14 protein-coding genes, 1 tRNA gene and 1 pseudogene are annotated in these 22186 nt (G+C 27.7%); all 16 read left to right on the forward strand.

Annotation, left to right across the window (positions count from 1 at the left end; all coding sequences use genetic code 11):
• Positions 1-6 precede the first annotated feature (6 nt).
• The gene (locus KEC93_RS04435; RefSeq protein WP_011968147.1) at positions 7-642 is read left to right on the forward strand and encodes a lytic transglycosylase domain-containing protein; all 636 of its coding nucleotides are present in this window, start codon (positions 7-9) and stop codon (positions 640-642) included.
• A 97-nt stretch (positions 643-739) separates the two neighbouring features.
• Positions 740-825: transfer RNA gene (locus tag KEC93_RS04440), tRNA-Leu, on the forward strand.
• Positions 826-1221: 396 nt separating this feature from the next.
• Positions 1222-2931, forward strand: coding sequence for a methyl-accepting chemotaxis protein (locus KEC93_RS04445; RefSeq protein WP_077869417.1), 1710 nt, complete (start codon positions 1222-1224; stop codon positions 2929-2931).
• Between the two features lie 287 nt (positions 2932-3218).
• A complete protein-coding gene (locus KEC93_RS04450) occupies positions 3219-5516 on the forward strand; it encodes a YhgE/Pip domain-containing protein (protein ID WP_077869418.1) in 2298 nt (765 codons plus the stop codon).
• A 34-nt stretch (positions 5517-5550) separates the two neighbouring features.
• Positions 5551-7841: pseudogene (locus KEC93_RS04455) on the forward strand (YhgE/Pip domain-containing protein).
• Positions 7842-8011: 170 nt separating this feature from the next.
• On the forward strand, positions 8012-9922 hold the full coding sequence (locus tag KEC93_RS04460) for a sensor histidine kinase (protein ID WP_023974022.1): 1911 nt from the start codon (positions 8012-8014) through the stop codon (positions 9920-9922).
• Positions 9923-9924: 2 nt separating this feature from the next.
• Positions 9925-11940: a sensor histidine kinase gene (locus KEC93_RS04465; RefSeq protein ID WP_077869420.1), complete on the forward strand. Its 2016-nt coding sequence runs from the start codon at positions 9925-9927 to the stop codon at positions 11938-11940.
• 194 nt (positions 11941-12134) lie between these two features.
• A complete protein-coding gene (locus tag KEC93_RS04470) occupies positions 12135-12635 on the forward strand; it encodes a TspO/MBR family protein (protein ID WP_023974020.1) in 501 nt (166 codons plus the stop codon).
• 311 nt (positions 12636-12946) lie between these two features.
• Entirely contained in the window at positions 12947-15253 is a 2307-nt protein-coding gene (locus KEC93_RS04475) for an AAA family ATPase (RefSeq protein WP_077868264.1), read from the forward strand.
• A gap of 407 nt (positions 15254-15660) precedes the next feature.
• Positions 15661-15996, forward strand: a complete 336-nt coding sequence (gene spoIIAA / locus KEC93_RS04480) for an anti-sigma F factor antagonist (RefSeq protein ID WP_011968156.1) — start codon at positions 15661-15663, stop codon at positions 15994-15996.
• Positions 15997-16010: 14 nt separating this feature from the next.
• Entirely contained in the window at positions 16011-16442 is a 432-nt protein-coding gene (spoIIAB, locus tag KEC93_RS04485) for an anti-sigma F factor (RefSeq protein WP_011968157.1), read from the forward strand.
• Between the two features lie 10 nt (positions 16443-16452).
• Positions 16453-17208, forward strand: a complete 756-nt coding sequence (sigF, locus tag KEC93_RS04490; RefSeq protein WP_011968158.1) for an RNA polymerase sporulation sigma factor SigF — start codon at positions 16453-16455, stop codon at positions 17206-17208.
• A 256-nt stretch (positions 17209-17464) separates the two neighbouring features.
• Entirely contained in the window at positions 17465-17878 is a 414-nt protein-coding gene (gene spoVAC, locus KEC93_RS04495) for a stage V sporulation protein AC (RefSeq protein ID WP_406585040.1), read from the forward strand.
• A gap of 96 nt (positions 17879-17974) precedes the next feature.
• On the forward strand, positions 17975-19000 hold the full coding sequence (spoVAD, locus tag KEC93_RS04500) for a stage V sporulation protein AD (RefSeq protein ID WP_023974017.1): 1026 nt from the start codon (positions 17975-17977) through the stop codon (positions 18998-19000).
• A gap of 72 nt (positions 19001-19072) precedes the next feature.
• Positions 19073-19429: a stage V sporulation protein AE gene (gene spoVAE / locus KEC93_RS04505; RefSeq protein WP_011968161.1), complete on the forward strand. Its 357-nt coding sequence runs from the start codon at positions 19073-19075 to the stop codon at positions 19427-19429.
• Between the two features lie 234 nt (positions 19430-19663).
• A complete protein-coding gene (locus KEC93_RS04510; protein WP_039771875.1) occupies positions 19664-22183 on the forward strand; it encodes a P-type ATPase actuator domain-containing protein in 2520 nt (839 codons plus the stop codon).
• Positions 22184-22186: the final 3 nt, after the last annotated feature.

A 22186-nucleotide genomic window follows, 5' to 3' on the forward strand; every position in this document is an offset into this window, starting at 1 on the left:
AATATAATGAAGTTTCTAAGAAAAACCTTTTGTGCAATAGTATTCTTAGTAGTAATTGTAGCAGCAATTGGCATAGGTTCGAGATATATTATAAAAGAAAAGTTTTTTCCTTATAAGTACCAGCAGTATGTTGATATGTACAGTTCGCAGTATAATCTAGATCCATTGCTAGTACTAGCAGTTATAAAAACTGAAAGTAAATTTGATGATGATGCGCATTCACATAAAAATGCCGTAGGTCTTATGCAAATAACGGTTGATACTGGACAATGGGCAGCGAAAGAAATGGGATATAATACATTCTCTAAAGAAGACCTGTATAATGAAGAATATAATATTAAAATGGGATGCTGGTACCTTAGGCGTTTGAATGATACTTTTGATAAAGATATGGATTTGACAATTGCAGCATACAATGCAGGACCAACTAATGTGCAATCATGGCTTGATAATAGAAAATACTCTTCAGATGGAAAAAGTGTAGATTATATACCTTTTGGGGAAACAAAAAAATATGTTGATAAGGTAAACACATATTATCATATATATCAATATCTTTATGATAAAAAAGACGATTATTTTGAGGCAGATAAGGTAGTTGATCTAATGAAAAGCTTCCTAAATGTACATTTTTTAAGTTAATTATTAGTCTCTGCCTAATGATTAACTTAAATATTTTATGAAAATTACTTGAATTTTAAATAAGAATAGATTATCATTAAGTGAGTAATTTATATTTGCAGGTGTGGTGGAATGGCAGACACGCTATCTTGAGGGGGTAGTGTTCACATGGACATACGGGTTCAAGTCCCGTCACCTGCACCAAAATTTGATGAATTTCGTAGAGTTTCATATTTTAGAAACTTAGCGAAGGGCTTATATATAACACATATTTAGCTATGAAAATAGCTAAATATGTGTTATTTTTTTGAAAAAAACGTGTATTAAGATACATAAAATATTTTTTGTTTTAAAATCTTACAATTGTTTATAATCTCATTACTATGATTAATTAAATCTCTAAAATTACAAATGGTGGAATTGAGATTTGAAAAGTTTTTAATAAAAATTAAGGAAATAAAAATATAGTTGTTATAATGAAGTGGGAATTAAAATTTTAATGAAATTAAAAAGGTTTTTGTAAAAAAACATCGAATAAGTATTTGTACAATATAAATTTATAGGATATTTATTATGTGATTAAAAGGGGAGTGGGTTTTAATGTTCAAATCGATTAAAGGTAAATTAGTATCACTTATATCTATGCTTATTATTTCAATGATTCTTTTAAGTTTGTATTCAATTAATAACTTAAATGTGATTAATACAGTTTCAGCTAATATGTCTACAGAATTAATTCCAGGATTAATCCAATCAGGGAATATAAACACGATGACATCTGATTTTAGAATAATGGAATATGAACATATAATCTCAACTGACAAAAATGAAATGGCTCAAAAAGAAAAAGATATGGAAGCAAAAAATAACGAAATTCAAAGCAGTATGAATTTATATGAAAAAACATTTTATGATGATAAAGATAAGCAATTATTTGAGACAGCTAAAAATGATTGGAATCAATATTTGAAGATACATGAGAAAGTTATAGCCTTGAGTAGAGATTTAAGAACTGATGAGGCCATGGAAATCATGAATGGAGAAGGAAAGAAATACTTCGACTCAGCATCAGGATCATTGATTGAATTATCTAAGTATAATCAAGAAATGGGAGCGAATTTTTCTAAGCAGGGTAGTGATATATACCAAAAAGTAAAGAATATATCTATAATAATTATTTCAGTATTAATTATTTTTTCAATGGTTATTTCATTTATGATTATCAAAGGAATAATAGCATCACTAAAAAGTTTAAAGGATGAGTTAGATGCACTTGCAGAAAAAGGTGGTGACCTAACTCAAGAAATTAAAGTTAAATCTAAGGATGAAATTGCTGGACTTGCAAATAGTTTAAATAAATTTATATCAAACTTAAGGTTAATAATTAGTGAGGTCAATGAGAGTACTGAAAATGTTATAAATATAAATAATGATATAAATAGTAAGATAGATAATCTATCAAGTACAATAGAAGAAGTTTCAAGCAGTACAGAGAGTATTGCTGCTGGAATGGAAGAAACAGCTGCATCATCAGAGGAGATGCTAGCAACATCTCATGAAATCGAAAAAGCTGTAGAGGGAATCTCGGAAAAAATTCAAGATGGATTAATATCAGTTGAAGGAATACAAAAAAGTGCAGATGATGTTAAGAAAAATACGATTGAGTCACAAGAAAAAGCAAAGGCGATATTTTTAGAGACAAAAGGAGGTCTTGAAAAAGCTATTGAAAACTCTCATATTGTAGCTAGAATTAGTATATTATCTGAATCTATAATCGAGATTGCCGCACAAACAGATTTGTTGGCATTGAATGCTGCTATTGAAGCTGCTAGAGCAGGGGATGCAGGAAAAGGATTTGCAGTTGTTGCAGAAGAGGTAAGAAAACTTGCAGAAGAATCTAAGAATGTAGTTACTGAAATAAAGAACGTTACTGATAAAGTTACAGAATCTGTAGGTGATTTATCAAACAATTCAAGTAAGCTTTTGAAATTTATTTCAAATAACGTAGATAATGATTATAAATCTATGATGGAAGTTGCAGATAAATATAGCAAGGATGCAGACTTTGTTAATAGTTTAGTTTCGGACTTTAGCTCAACTTCAGAGGAACTTTTGGCATCTATACAGGATATTTTAAAAACAATAGATCAAGTTGCAGAAGCTTCCACAGATGGAGCGGAAGGAACTACTGAAATAGCAGAAAAGGTAGTCGAAATAAATGAGAAAACTAATAAAATAATATTAAATATAAATGAATCTAAAGAGAGTACAAGTAAATTAATTAAAAAAATATCTACATTTAAATTTTAATAAAAGTAATTGCTAATTTCAGATTCTGATACATAGAAGGAAGAGATAAGAATTGATTAACTATTAGTAATTTTATAGCCTTTAGCATAATAGCTAAGGGCATTTTCTTTATTTTTTTATCATACATTTCATCTTAATTGAATAGGTAAATGTATAATAGTTAATTTCTCCAGAATAGAAATAAAGTTTTAAGTACGGAAAATAATTATTGGAGAAAAAATGACTCTTGGTCATTTTTGTGTGATATAATCTATACAAAGAAATATTTTCTGACAGGAGCATTGAATATGAAGAATATAATAAATATTTTTAAACGGGATATGAAGAATATATTTACTAATTGGGTGGCAGCGCTTGTTGTAGTAGTTTTAATGATAATACCATCTTTATATTCATTAATAAATATTGAGGCATCCTGGGATCCATATTCTAATACGAAGGGAATAGAAGTTGCAATTGTTAATGAAGATAAGGGAACGGTATACAAAGAACATAGTATAAATTTAGGCAATGAATTAGTTGATAAGCTCAAGGAAAATGATCAATTAGGATGGGTATTTGTAGACAAAGAAACTGCCAGAAATGGTTTAACAAATGAAAAGTATTATGCAATGATTGAAATACCACAAGATTTTTCAGAGGATGTTACGACTGTAGTTAAGAAAGACGTTACAAAACCTAAGTTAATATATACTGTAAATGAGAAGAAAAATGTTATTGCATCTAAAATAACTGATGCAGGTGTAAAAAGTGTCAAAACTCAATTAGATGAGAATATAGCAAAGAGTATATCGGGAATAATGTTCAGATTATGTGATGAGGTTGGTATAGATATACAAAATAACAGATCTGAGCTTAGAAATATAATAGATTCAGTATATAAATTAGATGATAATATGCCAGAAATTGAAAAAATGCTAGATGAAGCAATTAATGGAACAATAAGTGCTTCTGAGTTAATGATAAAAACAAATGAGCTTATACCAACTGCAGCAGACACTGTTGATGAAACTGCTGAATTTTTAAATAATACACAAAGTTTTCTAAATGAAACACAAGGAGATTTGCAGAATGAATCTCCAAAAATTAAAGAAGATCTTGTTGAATGTGAAAATACGCTGGATATTATAGGAACAGAGCTTAAAAATATTGATGAAAATATATCACCGGAAGTAGAAAAGAAAGCATTGTTACAGATATTAGACACTTCTAAAGCAATTAGAACTAGTTCTAGCGATGCTAAGTCTAGATTGAAGAATATAAAAAGAGCTATTGATAAGATTAGTGAAATAGAAATCCCTAAACCTTCAATTGACAAATCACTACAAAGTTATGATGAAATAAAAAAGCTTCAGCAAATTTTTGATAAACAAGCAGATGTAATTGAAAATCAAAGAGATTTATTAAAGCAAGAAAGTAGGACCATTTCTAAAATCATAGATAGATTAGATAATATAGATAATAATCTTGATAAACTAATTGATAGAACTAATAAAGATATTGATAAATTAAATAATGGAGATAAAATATTGGACATGCAGGATCTTACAGATACTAGAAAGGTATTAGATGATTTGCATAATTTAGTTTCTGATATAACAGATAATTATGATTCAGAAATTGTACCAACAATTAATAAGGGGTTTGACTCAATGAGCGAGATAATTGATACTGGGTTAAACTTATCGGCTCAAGGAAAAAAAACTTTGCCAGATGTTCAAGAGATGTTGAATACTTTCAAGAATGCAGAAGATTTATCTAATGATGAATTAAAAAAATTAAAAGAAAAGTTTCCAGATATAAAAGACAATGTACATGAGCTTGCGCAGAGATTAAAAAAAATAGATAACAAGAAAGATATTGATGAATTATTAGATATGATAACAAATGATTGGAATGCTCAAAGTGATTTTTTATCTAGTCCTGTAGAAATTCAGGATAATAGATTATTCCCATGGCCTAATTATGGATCTACAGTAACGCCATTTTATACAGTTCTTTGCTTATGGATTGGTGGATATGTATTATCAGTCCTAATTGGAACAGAGTCACATTCTATAGAAAATGATAAAGAATTAAATAAGTACGAGAAATATTTTGGAAGGCTATCGTTATTTTTATTCATAGGAATAGGCCAAGCTTTAGTAGCTAGCTTAGGAGCATTATTTATTTTGCATTCTTATTCAGTTCATCCAGTAATGTTTGTCTTCTATTGTATATTTATAAGTGTTGTATTTAATTGCATAATTTATACAGCTGTTAGTCTTTTTGGGTATGGAGGAATAGTTATAGGTGTGGTATTGCTTGTTATACAAGTTGCTGGAACCAGTGGCAATTTTCCAATAGAAGTTAATCCGGCAGGATATCAAAAGCTATTTCCATTTCTTCCATTTACCTATGCAATAAGTGGAGTTAGACAAATTATGGCAGGAGTAATATATTCAATATTATTTAAAGATAGCATTATATTATTTATGTTTATGATAGGGTCAATTATTATTGGAGTTTTGGCTAAAGAACCGATAAATGCAAAAAGAATAAATATTGTTGAAAAATTAAGAGAAAGTTCAATAATGAGTAGTTAAAATAATCTATATTGCAATACTAGGGGAATCAATTATGAAGAATATATTTAGAATATATAAAAGAGATATTAATAAAATACGTACTAACTGGGTAGCAAGACTTATGATTATGGTAATGATAATTATTCCATCTATGTACTCATTGATAAATATAAAAGCTTCATGGGACCCTTATTCCAATACAGCTGGAATTAAGATTGCTATTATTAATGAGGATAAAGGTACTGTATTTAAGGACAAGAATATAAATTTAGGAGAAGATTTAGTTGATAAACTTAAGGAAAATGATAAATTAGGATGGGTTTTTACAGATAAGGAAAATGGGGAGCAAGGTTTGCTACTAGAAAAGTATTATGCAACAATTGAAATTCCAGAAAATTTTTCTGAAGACATTACAACATTGTTAGAAAAAAATATTAATAAACCAAAGTTAATATACACGGTAAATGAAAAGAAAAATGCGATTGCTCCCAAGATGACAGATTCAGGTGTAAAAACAGTAAAAAATGAGTTAGATGAAAATGTAATTAAGACAGTCTCAGGAATATTGTTTAGGATATGTAACGAAAGAGGAGTTGATATACAAGACAACAGACCTAAGCTTAGAAAAATAGTTGATAACATATATGAGTTAGATGATAATGTGTCAGAAATCGAAACACTTTTAGATGATGCAAGCAACGGAACAGTTAATTTGAAAAATGTGTTAACTAAAACTAATGATATGCTTCCAACAATATCTAATGCTATTGATTCATCAAGTGATTTTTTAAATAATAGTAAATCGGTTTTAGATGATACTCAGGGAAAACTATCAGATATTTCTCCAACAGTAAAGCAGGACTTAATAAAATCAGAAAATGTACTCGATAATTCAAGTGTAGAACTTAAAAATCTAGATGAGAATGTATTACCAGAAGTATCTAAAAAGGTGTTATTAAATGTAAGGGATTCTGCTATTGCAACAGAAGAGACGATTAATAATGTTAAATATAAACTTAGAAATATAAAGAAACTCATTGATAAATTAAGTGATATAGAAATCAAAATACCTTCATTTGGTGATAATGTTCCGAATATAGATTCGATAAAATTAATTACAGACAAACTAGATAAACAATTAAATTCAGTAAAAAATATGCAAGATGATTTGAAAGATATAAGTAAAGTGATTTCAGATAATATTGATAAGCTAGATACGATTGAAGATAAATTACAAATAGTAGCTGATAAATCGGATGAAGAAATTAAGAAAATAGATAATGATGGATTAAATGTGCAAACACTTAAGGATATTATAAAAGTTGTAGATGAAGTACATAGTTTGGTGGCAGATATTACAGACAACTATGATTCAGAAATTGTACCAGGAGTAGAAAAGAGCATTAATTCAACTAGAAAGGTTTTAGATGATAGCTTATCTATTATTGATGAAGGGAGAAATACATTACCAGAAGTAGAAAAAATGCTAAGTGTTTCACAGGATGCAACCAACTTAACTAACGATGAATTAACTAGTTTGAAAAGCAAGTTACCAGACGCTAAAAATAAGATTCATGAATTGTCAGATAAAATCAAGGACATGGATGAAGAAGATAAAATTGATGAATTATTAGACATGATGACAAGCAATTGGGAAAATCAAAGTGATTTTGTAGCTAGTCCAGTTGAAATAGAAGATAATAGATTATTTCCATGGCCTAATTACGGCACAGCTACGACTCCATTTTATACCGTACTTTGCTTATGGGTTGGGGGATTGTTGGCATCGGCTTTATTATCGCTTGAAGCACCTAAATTTGATGATGGAACAAGGATTAAACCATATGAAATGTATTTAGGAAAACTATTATTATTTTTGACAGTTGGAGTATGCCAAGCATTAGTTGCAAGTATAGGTAGCTTAATTATGCTAAAGGTTTATGCAGTTCATCCTATAATGTATATTTTTTATAGTATATTTATAAGTATTATATTTGTAATTGTTATATATACTGCAGCAAGTATACTAGATGATGTAGGGAAAGCCGCAATTGTTATAATATTAGTACTTCAGATGGCAGGAGCAAGTGGTAACTTTCCGATTGAAGTTGCACCAGTATTTTTCAAAAATTGTTTCCTTTTTTGCCTTTTACATATGCAATTAGTGGTATGAGACAGATTATGGCGGGAATAGTGTATTCAATATTGATTAAAGACATAGCAGTTTTGTCTATATACATGTTTGTTTCATTAATTGCTGGAATATTATTAAAAGGATTTATGAACAGTATTACAAATAATTTTATGGAGAAATTAAAAAAGAGTGGAATATTGAGACATTAATAGTTGTTAAAATAAAATTATTATTAATTGGAATAAATAGTCAACACAACTGATTGCTGGCTATTTTTTTCTGCAAAAAATTAATTGTATACATTTATTTATAAAAGTAAGGTGGCATAATAGAAGAAAATGATATAATAAGGTTATAGTTTCATAAAATAGGGGGAAAAATGGAAAAGTATAAAAGACTATCAAATGATTTTGTTATGAGTAAATCTATAATCATATATATTTATATGATAAGTATATTTTTATATTTTATATTAAAATTTATTGTTAATGATGCTAGTGCACATATACCTTTAATTTTTAGAATTTATTACATAACCCTAAGTATAATTTTATTTGTATTATTAAAGCAAGTGAGAAGATTTTACAAAAGATATGTTTCGAAGATAATAATAATATTTTTCTCATTAATGATATTTATATCATCGTTTGGATTTATAATGAAAATTTATGATGCAAATAGCTTAATAGAAATTAAAAGTTATATAAATTTAAGCAGAGAGAGCATATTACTAATAGAAACTTTTGCTAGTTATGTATTAACTGAATATTATTTGGAAAGAAGAAAATTAAAGATAGAAAGTTACGGAATATTAATTTTAATTATTACATGTACGTTACTGAGTTATTTTTCTAATTTGACTATACTCTTTGTGAAAATTATATATACGGTTATTGAGATACCAGCATTTATAAAAATAGTTATGAATTTAAAAAAATCAAACTACTTAAGGGAACATGGATGGAGCATCATAAAAGTTTACATATCCTCAACGGTTCTGATATTTTTAATTAATATATATGCATTTAACAATAGCCAATATATAAAAGATGCATTAATTGAAGTCATACATTTTGCAAACTTTACAATGCTTTGGAATTTTATTATATCTAGGTTGGTTAAAGATCCATATAAGGCCTTATCACGTTCGTTGAATGATAAAAATGGGGAACTAGATGAACTAAATCATGAAATAGAATTAGGAAATGCTAAGTTAGAGAGTTCAATAAATTTATTAAGAAGTAAAGAGTATTTATATTCAACATTATTTAGGTTTATGCCCCATCCAATTATAATTCTGAATGCAGATAATGATAGAATATTATTTGTGAATAAACAATTTTTAAAGATTTCGGGAATCTCAAAAAAAAGAGAAATAATAAATAAAAAAATAAGCAATTATATTGATTTTGTAAATAATAATGCAGAAAATAAAGATTATGATGCAATTCTCTATATAGGAAATCAAAAAAAATTTATAAAGGCAGAATTTTTGCCTTATTATGAAAATGTATCATGGAAATTGCTATTGATTAAAGATAGAACTTCTAAAGTTCTTGTGGATGAAATAAGGAAAGAAGTTGAGAATAAACAAATTGAAGAAAGTATTAGGAGAGAATTTCTTTCAAATATAAGTCATGATTTGAAAACGCCGATAAATGTAATATATTCGGCAATGCAGGTAGAAAAAATATATGTTGAAAAAGAAGACTTTGATATATTAAAGAAATATAATGATATATCTAAGCAAAACTGTATCTCTTTAATTAAATTAACCAACAATTTAATAGATAATTCAAAGATAAATTCCCATTATTTAACGCCAAGATTAGAGAATATGAACATAGTTGAGGTCATAGAGGACAATGTAATGTCATTAGTAGAATATGTGAAGTTAAATAATATAGATTTAATTTTTGATACTAATACTGAAGAGTGTTACTTGGATATTGATCGTGAATTTATGTATAGAATAATTCTAAATTTAGTTTCTAATGCTGTGAAATTTACTAAAGATGGTGGACAAATATGCGTGGTGGTAAACGAATTTGATGATAAGGTCAATATATCTGTAAAAGATAATGGAATTGGAATAGATGAGGAATTTATATACGAAGCATTTAATAGATATTCAATTGGAGGAAATTGTAATCCTGACAGAAAAAGTGGGACAGGCATAGGGCTTTTTGTAGTAAAACAATTAATTGAACTACAAGGCGGAAAAATCGAAATAAAAAGAAATAATAATTTAGGGACAACTGTAAGTATTGAATTTATGAAAGGGATATAGAGATGTATAATGGTTTCTTAGCATTGGACAAAATAAAGATAAAAATTAGAAACGTTCAGAAGTATGCATTTTTAACGGTACTAATAATTTTATGCTCTATTCTTACTGATAATGTTAATTTTTATTTGCTATTGAATAATATAATTGCAATATCTATGATTTTGGCGTTTATTTATGTGTATATAATAAGGGGGAAGTTTGTCGGTAAAGGTTTTGTAGCAAGATTCAAAGTGATATATTTAATACTTATTATGATACTAGCTATAAATGTTACTGAGATAATAATGTTATTTAAGGATATTCCTAAAAGTTACTTCATACTTTTTTATAGCATGCACGCTACTTTAGAATATTGCATAATAAAAATAGGACTCCTGGTTAAAAATAATAATAGAAAGAGTCTTGTAATATGTATATCGGAAATAGTAATTATCATAATGCTTGGTATTGGCTTTAATGGAGGAAATGGAATACATAATCCTTATGAACTATCATTTTTTATATGGAGCATTACCATAAGTGTTTTGTTAAGCATAGGTTTGTGCATATCTACAGCACAAGATATGCTATCTAAAAGAAAACAATTTACCATTGCTGAATTTAGACAAATAATATTTTATATTTTTTCTATATTATTTAATTATTTGGGATTTATATGCCTTTATATGAGCTATGTGAAAGTTTCTGAATTTATATTAATTGTTAAATGTATTACTTTATATAAATTTTATGATTACATAATAAGTAAAGTAGTGGATGGTTCATTAAAAGAACTTAATAATAATATCGAAAATGCAACTAAAACAAAGAAAGAACTTAACTCTATATTAAGGAAAAGGAATTCTATATTAAATGAAATAAGTGTAATGATCAAAAAGAGTGGAGATAGGAATAATGAACTAATTGATTCTATTTATGGTGGTGTATTTCTATTTTACTTAGATAGGCTTCGACACATAAATAAGAGGACATTAAAAACTTTAAACATAACTAATGATGAGATCTTAGGAATAGAAATAAATGATTTTATAAAAATGTATTTTGATATAACGCTTGAAGATATTAAGAGAGCAGGCAATTATATTCCATGCATAAAAATGAAACATACTGATTTCGAAGTTGAAATATTTTTGGCTTCCATAGATGAAATAAGCAAGATTCTTTACATACATGATATAAGTGAAATTAAAGAAAATAAAAAGATGAGAGAAATTCTTGAAGAATACTTGCAAGAGGATGAAATAAAAAAAGAATTTTTCTCTAATATTTCTCATGAACTAAAAACGCCTATAAATCTTATATTTTCTGCATTGCAGGTTAATCAAATTTATTTTAATGAAAATAATCTAGATGGAGTAAATAAGAATAGAAAGATTATAAAGCAAAATTGTTTAAGGCTTATAAGGACTATTAATAATTTTATAGATGCTAATAAAATTTCAGAGGGGTATCTAATTCCGAATCTAAAAATACATAATATAGTTAACATTGTAGAAGAGGTTTCGATGGCGTCTAATAAGTACATAAAATTAATAAATAATACTCTGACATTTGATGCACAGGAAGAGGAAATCTATGTTAAGTGTGATAAGGAAATGGTAACAAGAATTATGTTAAATATTCTTTCCAATTCTGTTAAATATGGAAAGCAAGGTGGAAAAATAAATGTGAGTGTAGAGCTTTATATGGATAACAAAGTTGCTATAAAAGTTAAAAATGATGGCTTGAAAATTGATAAAGAAACCATTCCATATATTTTTGATAAATTCACTAAACTGAATAAAACTTTTAATAGACTAAAAGAAGGAAGCGGCTTAGGGTTATTTCTAACTAAAGCCTTAGTTGAACTTCAAGAAGGAAATATACGGCTCACATCAAATAATAGAGGAAATGAATTCACAATAATTATGCCTATGGCTCAGCAATTACATGAAGATAAATTCAACAATGAAGATTGGGAAACAAATTTATTAGAAGAAAAGATAGATATAGAGTTTTCGGATATATATATTGAGTAGAATTAACTTAATAGGAAATGAAAAAAGTAAGTGGATATGAATTTAATAAATTTATAGGTACTAAAAATAATTACAATTTGATATAAATAAACTTGTGATAAATAGTTTTATTAATTAATCATAGTTTTACATAAATAAACATATATTAAATTAGTTATGTTAAACTAATTACTTAAATTTGAGGTGTATAATTTATGTCAGAAAAGTCAGGGAATAAAAAAAGGATAAGAATTATTCCATTGTTTGTATCAATAATTATTCCACTTTTAATAGGGTGGCTTTCAACATTATTAGTTCCTAATATGAGATCAATATATGAAAGCTTAATTAAGCCACCTTTTTCACCGCCTGCAATGGTTTTTCCGATTGTGTGGACCATACTTTATATAATTATGGGAATATGCTCATATAAAGTATATATTTTAAAATATGAGAATATAGATGTAAGCTCTGCATTATTTGTTTACGCCATACAACTATTATTAAATTTTTTATGGACTATAATTTTCTTTGGGTTTAAGCTTTATGCGTTAGCATTTTTAGAACTTATTATTTTGATTATCTTTGTAATTTTAACTATAAAGAGGTTTTATGAAAAGATTGGAAATAAGGCATTTTTATTAATTCCTTATTTGGCTTGGTTAGTGTATGCAGGAGTATTGAATTTTTTTATTTGGATGTTAAATGAAATGTAAATTGTTGATATTCTATGTAATTAATATTTTTAAGATGGTTGCTAAGATTAATATCTAGGTAATCATTTTTTTATTTAATGCTATATTTTTCTCATATGAGTTGGAAAAGACAGAGATATAAAAAAACTTAGAATTTCATGGTTGCCTGTGATTTTATTCTGACTTTTAATATTATTTATGTTTTAGTTTATAAAAAAATATATCTATTTTGCCATTTAAAGAATATTAATATTATATACTATCAATTTAGGGAGGGGTCTGCTTTGAAATATTTTAATTAAGTATATAATAGATTCAAAGTGGGATAAGATATGAAGAAAGAATTAACTCCAAATGAAATTATTTTTTGTACTTCGTGTACAGATAACATTAAAAAAAGTAATATTAATAGAGTACCCGAATTTACATCTACTTTAAATAGAATTAAAAAGAGCTTGAGTGTTGAAAAAGAAGGATACAATATATATTACGTAGATTCATTTTCAAAAGAGAAACTAGAGAATTTAATAGAGTGTGTTGAAAATATATATGAAAAACTTCCTGCACCAAAAGACATTTGCTATGTAACATCACAAGAACAACTAAATCCTACTGCATTGTTTTTACCAAATGGTAAAGGAAATATATTAAAAGAAATGATTGATGATATAAAAGAGAAATACTTTGAATGCATAGTAGAGTTTTATAGTAGTTCTTCAGATGAGGAAAAGGAAGATATTATTGAAGAAATAAGTGAAAAAAGGAATAATTATATAACAAAACTTATGGATTCAGCAAAAAATAAGAATTTTGATGTTAAAGCAACTAGCGGAGGATTTGTGTTTATTCCTTTGAAAGATGAAGGCAATGAGATGACTCAAAATGAATATGACAGTCTCGAAAGTAACACTCAAGAAAGTATCGAAAAACAAGCATCAAAATTAAAAAAAGAAGCAGAAGAAATTCTAGAGACATTAAAAGATATTGAAATAAAATCGATTAAGAAACTTAAAAGTATATACAAAGATTTTATAAAAAAGAATATGCAGAGTCATAAGGATGATTTATTATTACAATTTATTTCCCAGGATGATGTTTATAAATATCTTCTTCAAATGTATGATGATATAGAAGAAAGAGTAGTTGAGTGTTATACTATTAATTTGGAAGATGATGAAGATTGTCTAAAAGATATATTCTCTAATTATAATGTAAATGTAATTGTTGATAATTCGACCATAGATCATCCGAGAGTTATCTATGATGAAGATCCTACTATTGGAAACTTAATTGGTACCATTGAATATAGAAACAATAACGGGGGATATAGTACAGATATATCTTTGATTTCTGCTGGTAGTTTGTTAAAGGCTAATGAAGGATGTCTTATATTAAGATTAAGTTCGTTAATAAGTAGTGGTGTAAGCTACTACTATCTAAAGAAATCATTAATTCATGGCAAAATAAACTATAATTATACGAAGAGCTATTTAGAAATGATATCTCTCGCAGGATTAAAGCCAGAGTCAATTCCTATTAATTTGAAGGTTATTTTAATAGGAGACTATGAGAGTTTTCAGATATTATATGATAATGATGAAGATTTTAAACAAATATTCCCAATTAGGATAGAAGCGGATACCGAATTAAAATATAATGATATTACTAAAAATTCTATTGAAGGATTAATAAAAGAAAAGATAAAAAAAGATAACTTATTGAATATAACAGATGATGCTCTTAAGGAAATGATTAAATTCCTTGCTAGGGTCGCAGGTCAAAGAAATAAAATATCTATAGATGATTATTATATAAATAAATTACTGCATCTATCCAATAATAATGCAAAAGAAGATAAAAGAAAAAATATAGAAAAGCAAGATATAATTGATGTAGCATATGAAGATGAAAAGATTTTGGAAGATATAATGGATAATTATAAAAGTAAAAAAATATTGATAACAGTAAACGGAAGAAAAACAGGAATAATCAATGGGCTTTCTGTAGTTGGAAATGGATCCTATAGTTTTGGTAAGCCTATGAGGATAACATGCTTATCAAATATAGGAGATGGAAGGATAATAGATGTTCATAAAGAATGCAAAATGAGTGGAAATATCCATGAAAAGTCGATTGGAATATTGCGAGGACTATTAAGTAATTTAATAAGTCCTTATGAAAAATTGCCAGTAGATTTTCAATTAAGTTTTGAACAGACTTATGGAATGCTTGAGGGAGATAGTGCTTCTGTGGCAGAGATAATATGTATTCTATCAGCTTTAAGTAAGAGGCCAATAAGACAAAATATTGCTGTCACTGGATCTATAAATCAGTTTGGAGAAATTCAGGCAATTGGTGGGGCCAATGAAAAAATTGAAGGATTCCATAGAGTTTGCAGCATTATTGATAAAACAGATGGAAAGGGTGTCTTAATTCCAAGTACAAATGCCGATGAATTAATATTAAGATATGAAGTTGAAGATGATGTTAGAAATGGAAAATTTCATATATATACCATGGAAACTTTAGAGGATGCTATTGAAGTATTAATACTTGATGAAGGAGAATCAGTAAAAAGTTTCTTTAAGGAAATAGAAAATGAAATTTTAAAATATAAGGGTGGAAAAAAGAAAAAGTAATTATTGGCTTATCTAATAAGTCAAATCTTTAAGTTAGATATCTATAAGAAAATAAAATAGAGGATGATCTTATGATATATATTTATATGAGTATATCGAGATTATCTTCTATTTTTTATGCATTAAATAAAAGCAAGAGATTCATTTAATATTTGATAATTATGTAGTTTAGGTAATTATCGGTATCTTTATTTTATATATCCTTAATATATGTGATATAGGCGGATAATTAAGATAATGAGTTATAATAAATAGAAAAAAATGTAATAAATAGTTTGACGTTGAATAAAATAGTATGTTAAAATATGGTAAAAGATGAAATGAGGGAAAAGAGGAGGTGAACGTAGAATATCTTAAAACTTAAATATATAAGTTTAAAACTACATTGTGAGATATTCTTAATTAATATGTATTTAAAATTTGAGAAACAAAAAAATATTCTAATAACTACTCTTAGTGGTGAACTAGATCATAATAGTGCAGAGGAAGTTAGAGTAAAAATTGATGATAGGATAGATAGAGATAATATAGAAAAAGTTATTTTAAATTTTTCAGGAGTTACTTTTATGGATAGTTCAGGAATTGGAGCTGTCTTGGGTAGATATAAAAAACTATCGAACAAAGGGGGGATGCTTTGTATTGCAGAACCTAATAAGAATGTTAATAGAATTTTTGAACTGGCCGGATTGTACAAGTTAATTAAAAATTATAATACTGTAGATGAAGCAGTAAGGTGCATTTAGATGGAGGGGTTATCATGTCTGACAATAAAATGAGCATAGAATTTGTAAGCAAATCTGAAAATGAAGCTTTTGCAAGAGTTGCAGTTGCAGCTTTTGTTGCTCAATTAGATCCAACAATTGATGAAATAAATGATGTAAAAACAGCAGTGTCTGAGGCAGTTACTAATTCTATAATACATGGATATGAAAATAGAGAAGATGGATTAGTTAGAATTGAAGCAGAAATTAATGAAGATCAAGTAACTATAGCGATTATTGATAAAGGAATTGGAATTGATAACATAGAGCAAGCTATGGAGCCATTATATACATCAAGACCTGATTTGGAAAGATCTGGTATGGGATTCACTGTAATGGAGACATTTATGGATGCGTTAGAGGTTGACAGTGAAAAAGGTAATGGTACAAAGGTGGTAATTAAGAAGAAATTTAACGTGGTAAGTTAGGTGAAATAAGATGGAAAAAGAGGATTTAAAACGAGAGGATTATAATTATGATAAGAATCCCAAGCTGTTAGCTCTAGCAAGAAGTGGCGATACTGATGCTATGAATACATTAATAGAAATGAATTTGCCATTGGTGTCATCTATAAGTAAGAAATTTCTAAATAGGGGATATGATTATGAAGATATATTTCAAATAGGATCTATTGGGTTAGTTAAAGCTATTAATAATTTCGACTTAAATTATAATGTTAAGTTCTCTACTTATGCAGTTCCTATGATTATAGGAGAAATAAAGAGATTTTTAAGAGATGATGGGATGATAAAGGTAAGTCGTAATGTTAAAAGCCTTGCTAGAAAGATACATTTTCAGAAAGAGATTTTAACAAAAAAGCTCAAGAGATCACCTACTATAGAAGAGCTTGCAGATTATGCAAATGTTGATAAGGAGGAGATTTTATTTGCAATTGAATCTTCTAATAGCTTACAATATTTATATGATACAATACATCAGGATGATGGAGCTCCAGTTCTTTTAATAGATAAACTAAGTGAGAAAAGTGCAGATGATGAAAATCTTATTGAAAAGATAGCTCTTAAAGAAGCATTAAATAGTTTAGATAATAAAGCTAAGCAGATTATAATGTTACGTTATTTTAAAGATAAAACACAAGTTCAAGTAGCTAAAATGTTAGGTATAAGCCAAGTGCAGGTATCGAGAATTGAAAAGAAGGTTTTAGCTGAAATGCGGAAAAAATTAGAAGAATAAAATTTGCTAATTACACATTGGTAAGAAAAATGATAAATATAAAAAAGAGTTATTATAGAATATGTATTTGTATAATTTTTTATTAAATTAGATCAAATATATATTCTATTTTTTTTATAAAATATATGCCAAAAAATAACACGATTAATCTTAATAATTTTGCAAATGATAGATATACAGGTAAAAAAGGAGAGTGATCATCTTGACTAATAATAAAGAAGTAAGTGAAGAAAGCATAAAGCAAAAATATAATGATATGGCCAATGAAGCCATTCCAAAATCAAAGATACTTAAAGATTGCTTAAAAGCGTTTTTAGTTGGAGGATTAATATGCGATGTAGGTCAATTGATTTACAATATTGCAGCAGGATTTGGAATTGCAGAAGAACAAATAATGAATATGGTTCCTATTATAATGGTATTTTTAGGGGCTTTGTTAACAGGTACTGGAGTATATGCTAAATTAGCTAATTTTGGTGGAGCTGGTACTGTTGTTCCGATAACTGGGTTTTCTAATGCTGTAGTTTCTCCAGCAATAGAGTTTAAAAAAGAAGGATTTATATTTGGAGTCGCAGCCAAAATGTTTACAATTGCGGGACCAGTATTGGTATATGGTATTGGTACATCAGTAATAATAGGAATAATTTATTATATAATTGCAATAATTTAGATCAAAAAAGGAATTGGAATTTTAAGATGGGGATATGTATTTTTTTGATAAATAATCGAGTTGCTTTTAATTCAAAAATGTAGAGGAGTGATTAATTTGCAAATGAAGAATAAAAAGATAGGAAATCAAACTGTAAAATTAGATAATCCACCCAAAATAATATCGACGCATTCTATAGTAGGCCCTAAAGAAGGGGAAGGACCGCTAAGTGAATATTTTGATGATATATTAAACGATGACATGTTAGGAAAGGAAAGTTTTGAAAAAGCCGAAAGCGAGATGATGTTTACAGCTATATCGCAAGCTTTAAAAAAAGGGAACCTTAAAGAAACAGATATAGATTATTTATTTTCAGGAGACCTATTAAACCAAATTATTTCATCAAGCTTTGCAGCTAGAGAATTCAGTATTCCATTCTTTGGATTATACGGTGCTTGTTCCACTATGTCAGAATCTTTGAGTTTAGCGTCAATAATTATGGACGGAGGATTTGCTAAATACGTGGTTGCAGCTACATCTTCACATTTTAGTTCAGCCGAAAGGCAGTTCAGATTTCCGCTTGAATATGGATCTCAGAGACCAGCCACAGCTCAGTGGACAGTGACTGGATCAGGAGCATTAGTTTTAGGACATGAGGGGAATTATCCGGAAATAACATATGTGACAACAGGAAAAGTTAAAGATTATGGGCAAAAAGATGCTAATAATATGGGAGCAGCTATGGCGCCAGCAGCGGCAGATACAATTGTAAATCATTTTAAGGATACAGGAAGAAAACCGGAAGATTATGATATTATAGCTACAGGAGATTTAGGCGTAATAGGAAGAGAACTTGCTGATAAATTAATTGAAGACTTTGGATATAATATTAGAAATCAACATATAGATTGCGGCGAAATTATATTTGATAATGAAAAGCAGAATACATTGTCAGGTGGAAGTGGTTGTGGATGTTCAGCAGTTGTTTTTACAGGTTATTTATATAAAAGACTTATGAAAAAGGAAATTAAAAGAGTATTATTAGTTTCTACAGGTGCACTTATGAGCACTACGTCTTCTCTTCAAGGTGAGACAATTCCAGGAATAGCACATGCAGTCGCTATTGAAATGAATTCAAATTAAGTAAGAGGAAACTTATAAATAAACGAGATGTTAGATTATAAAAATCTTTTGTTTGAAAGGAATGAAAAGTGAATGAATTATATAAGTGCATTCATAGTTGGGGGCATTATTTGCGTTATAGGTCAAATATTAATAGACGTCACAAAATTAACTCCAGGAAGAATCTTAGTAGTGTTTGTTGTGCTTGGAGCTATAGTAGGTGCTTTTGGATGGTATGATAAATTAGTTTCTATTGGCGGAGCGGGAGCTACAGTTCCGTTACCGAGCTTTGGAAATGCATTAGCTAAAGCTGCAATAAAAGAGGTAGATGAAATAGGATTATTAGGAGCTTTTACAGGTGGAATTAAAGGAGCTGCAGCAGGGATTACAGCATCAATATTCTTTGGATATCTTATGGCACTAATCTTTAATCCAAAAACCAAAAAATAAATAAATTTAATATGGAAAAATAATTGAGCCCAATGAAGATTATTATAGTAGAAATGCTTAAATAAAATTAACTTTTATAAATATGTATCGAAAATATATATAAGATATTAAAGTTTTGCCTTTTAATGTCTTTAAACGTATAATTATACTATAAATGAATGTATATATATAAAAATGAAAAATATAGTATAATAAAGAAGTTATTAATGAAGTAATTAGAATGGTGGGGTTTTTTTGGAAAAATACTGCAATAACTCTTGGGCTCAAATAGTTGAATTACTAAATAGTAATGTTCAAAGTGGACTTAGTGAAAATGATTGTGAAGCATTAAGATTAAAATATGGGACCAATAAGATTGATTTACCAAGTGGAAATAAAATTTATAAACATATACTAAATGCTTTAAAGCAAAAATCTATAATTATAAATTTGATAATTACAATAATTTTATTCGTATTTGAACATTATTTATTTGGTATAATAACAGCCTTGATATTATTATTAAATTTAATTTTAATAGTAATGCATACTATAAAAAGAGATAAAGAAATTGGAGCTTTAGAAAGGCTGAATTCTGCAGATACAGTAGTTATTAGAGATGGAGCCCAGAAAATTATAAAATCTGAAGAATTAGTAATGGGCGATATAGTAAAAATTAATAAAGACTCTGTTATTCCATCAGATATAAGAATAATAAGTGCTAATGAAATTAAAGTTGACGAAAAGAGTATAACAGGAGAAGCATTTTATAAGGAGAAATTTGAAAGTAAGATAGTAGGAAATATATTTTCTTTAACAGATATGAAAAATATATTGTTTAAAGGGTCTATAATAAAATCAGGTAGCGGACTAGGTATAGTAATATCCACTGGTAATTCTACTCAGTTAGGTAGAATGCTTACCATGCTTACGTATGCAAGTAATAGAAAACATAATTTTGGGACAATGATATCTAAAATTTTAGAAAGATATTTATTAATTTATTTCCTAGGAATTATAATTATAGGATCATATTTTGTATATACAGGACAAGATGCAAACAAAAATTACATATGCACAGCTTTATTTGCCCTTGGTTGTTTTCCAGTTACTATAATCGCGAAATTAGTTTTTAAAAATATAATTAAAAGCTTTAGGAATGAAAATATAGAAATAATAAATTTTTCAGTATTTAATTTAATTAAAGATGTTAATATTTTATTTTTAGATAAAGTTGGTGCAATAAGCAAAAAAGAAATGATAGTCAAAAAACTATTTATTAACGATAATTTGATATCGACTGAAGATCCGTATGTAAAAGAGACAACCTTTGATAGGATAGTTGAAATATCATTAGTATGTAATAACGCTATTTATAATCCAAGTGATGATAGTGGAAAAGGAGAGTTAGATGAGCTTGCTTTTCTAAGTTATGCTGCTAGAAAAAAAATCTACAAAGCTGCTATAGATAGTAGGAATTCTAAAATTTTAGATATACCTATGGATTCTGATAAAAGATTCTCTACAGTTGTAAGTAAATTTAATAACAGATATAGAGCTAATACTAGAGGAAACGTAGATGATGTTTTAGAACAATGTACACATGTCATGATAGAAGGTATCGAGAAAGAGATTACGGATGAATACAAAGCAAAAATAAAGGAAGTTGATATGAATTTATCTATAGAAGGGTTAATAACAGAAGGTTTTGCGTATAGAAACTTTACTTATGAACCATCTAAATCTGAAAATATAGAAAGCAACATGGTCTTTGTTGGAATAATTGGATTGGAAAATCCACTTGAAGAGAATCTCGAAAATACAATAAATCGAATTAAGGATAAAGCAATAGTACCAATATTATTTACAGAAGAAAGTAAATTAAGTGCTATAACAAATGCAAAAATGGCTAATATAATAAAGAATAATAATCAGGTAGTAGCAGGAATAGAACTGGATTCTTTAAATCATCAAGAATTAAAGGATTTGCTTTGTAGGGTAAGGGTTTTTTGCAGAGTAAATCCAGAAATTAAATCAAAGATTGTTTCATTATTTATAAAAGATGGCCATAAAGTTGCAACTACTGGTGAAACGTTAGGCGATCTTCCAGCACTCAACTTATCAAACGTAGGAATAGGTAAGGGAAAAGCATCTACAATTGTAAAAAAGGTATCAGATGTATATATTAAAGAAAATTACCTAGATGGGTTCTTTAAAATAAGAGATTTTTCCAGAGTATTTGATGGCAATATAGATAGAGGATTCAAAGTATATTTCATTGCTCTATTCTCAGAACTTCTAACTTTAGTAGGAAGTATTATAATGGGACAAACTGGAAGTTTAGAATTTGGAAATGTGGTAACGATAAATGGAGTTTTATTCATTCCATTATCATTAATAATATTACTTAAAAAAGGGCGAGATATTACTAGAAATGAAATGATAGTTAGATCATTTGTTCTAAGCATAATTACAATGGTTTCAATTTACAAACTTGGTGATAAGGAAGCAGCGATAGTGACATTAACTATATTATCAATTGGAATTTTATTATTTACATTGTTTAATAGCAATATTTCTGTAAGAAAATTTTCTAACGAATTGATTATGCCTGTTATATCATTGTTAGTAATTATTATTGCCGTAATTAGTATGATTCTAATTAATGGAATATTAATTAGAGATATAATAGGAATAGAAATAGCTGCATCGATAATATTTTTATTAATCTTTGAAATTTTAGCTAGAAAGTGGCAAAACTCATTAATGAGGTGAGTT

The sequence above is a fragment of the Clostridium beijerinckii genome, assembly GCF_018223745.1.
GTDB classification, from domain to species: Bacteria; Bacillota; Clostridia; order Clostridiales; family Clostridiaceae; genus Clostridium; species Clostridium beijerinckii.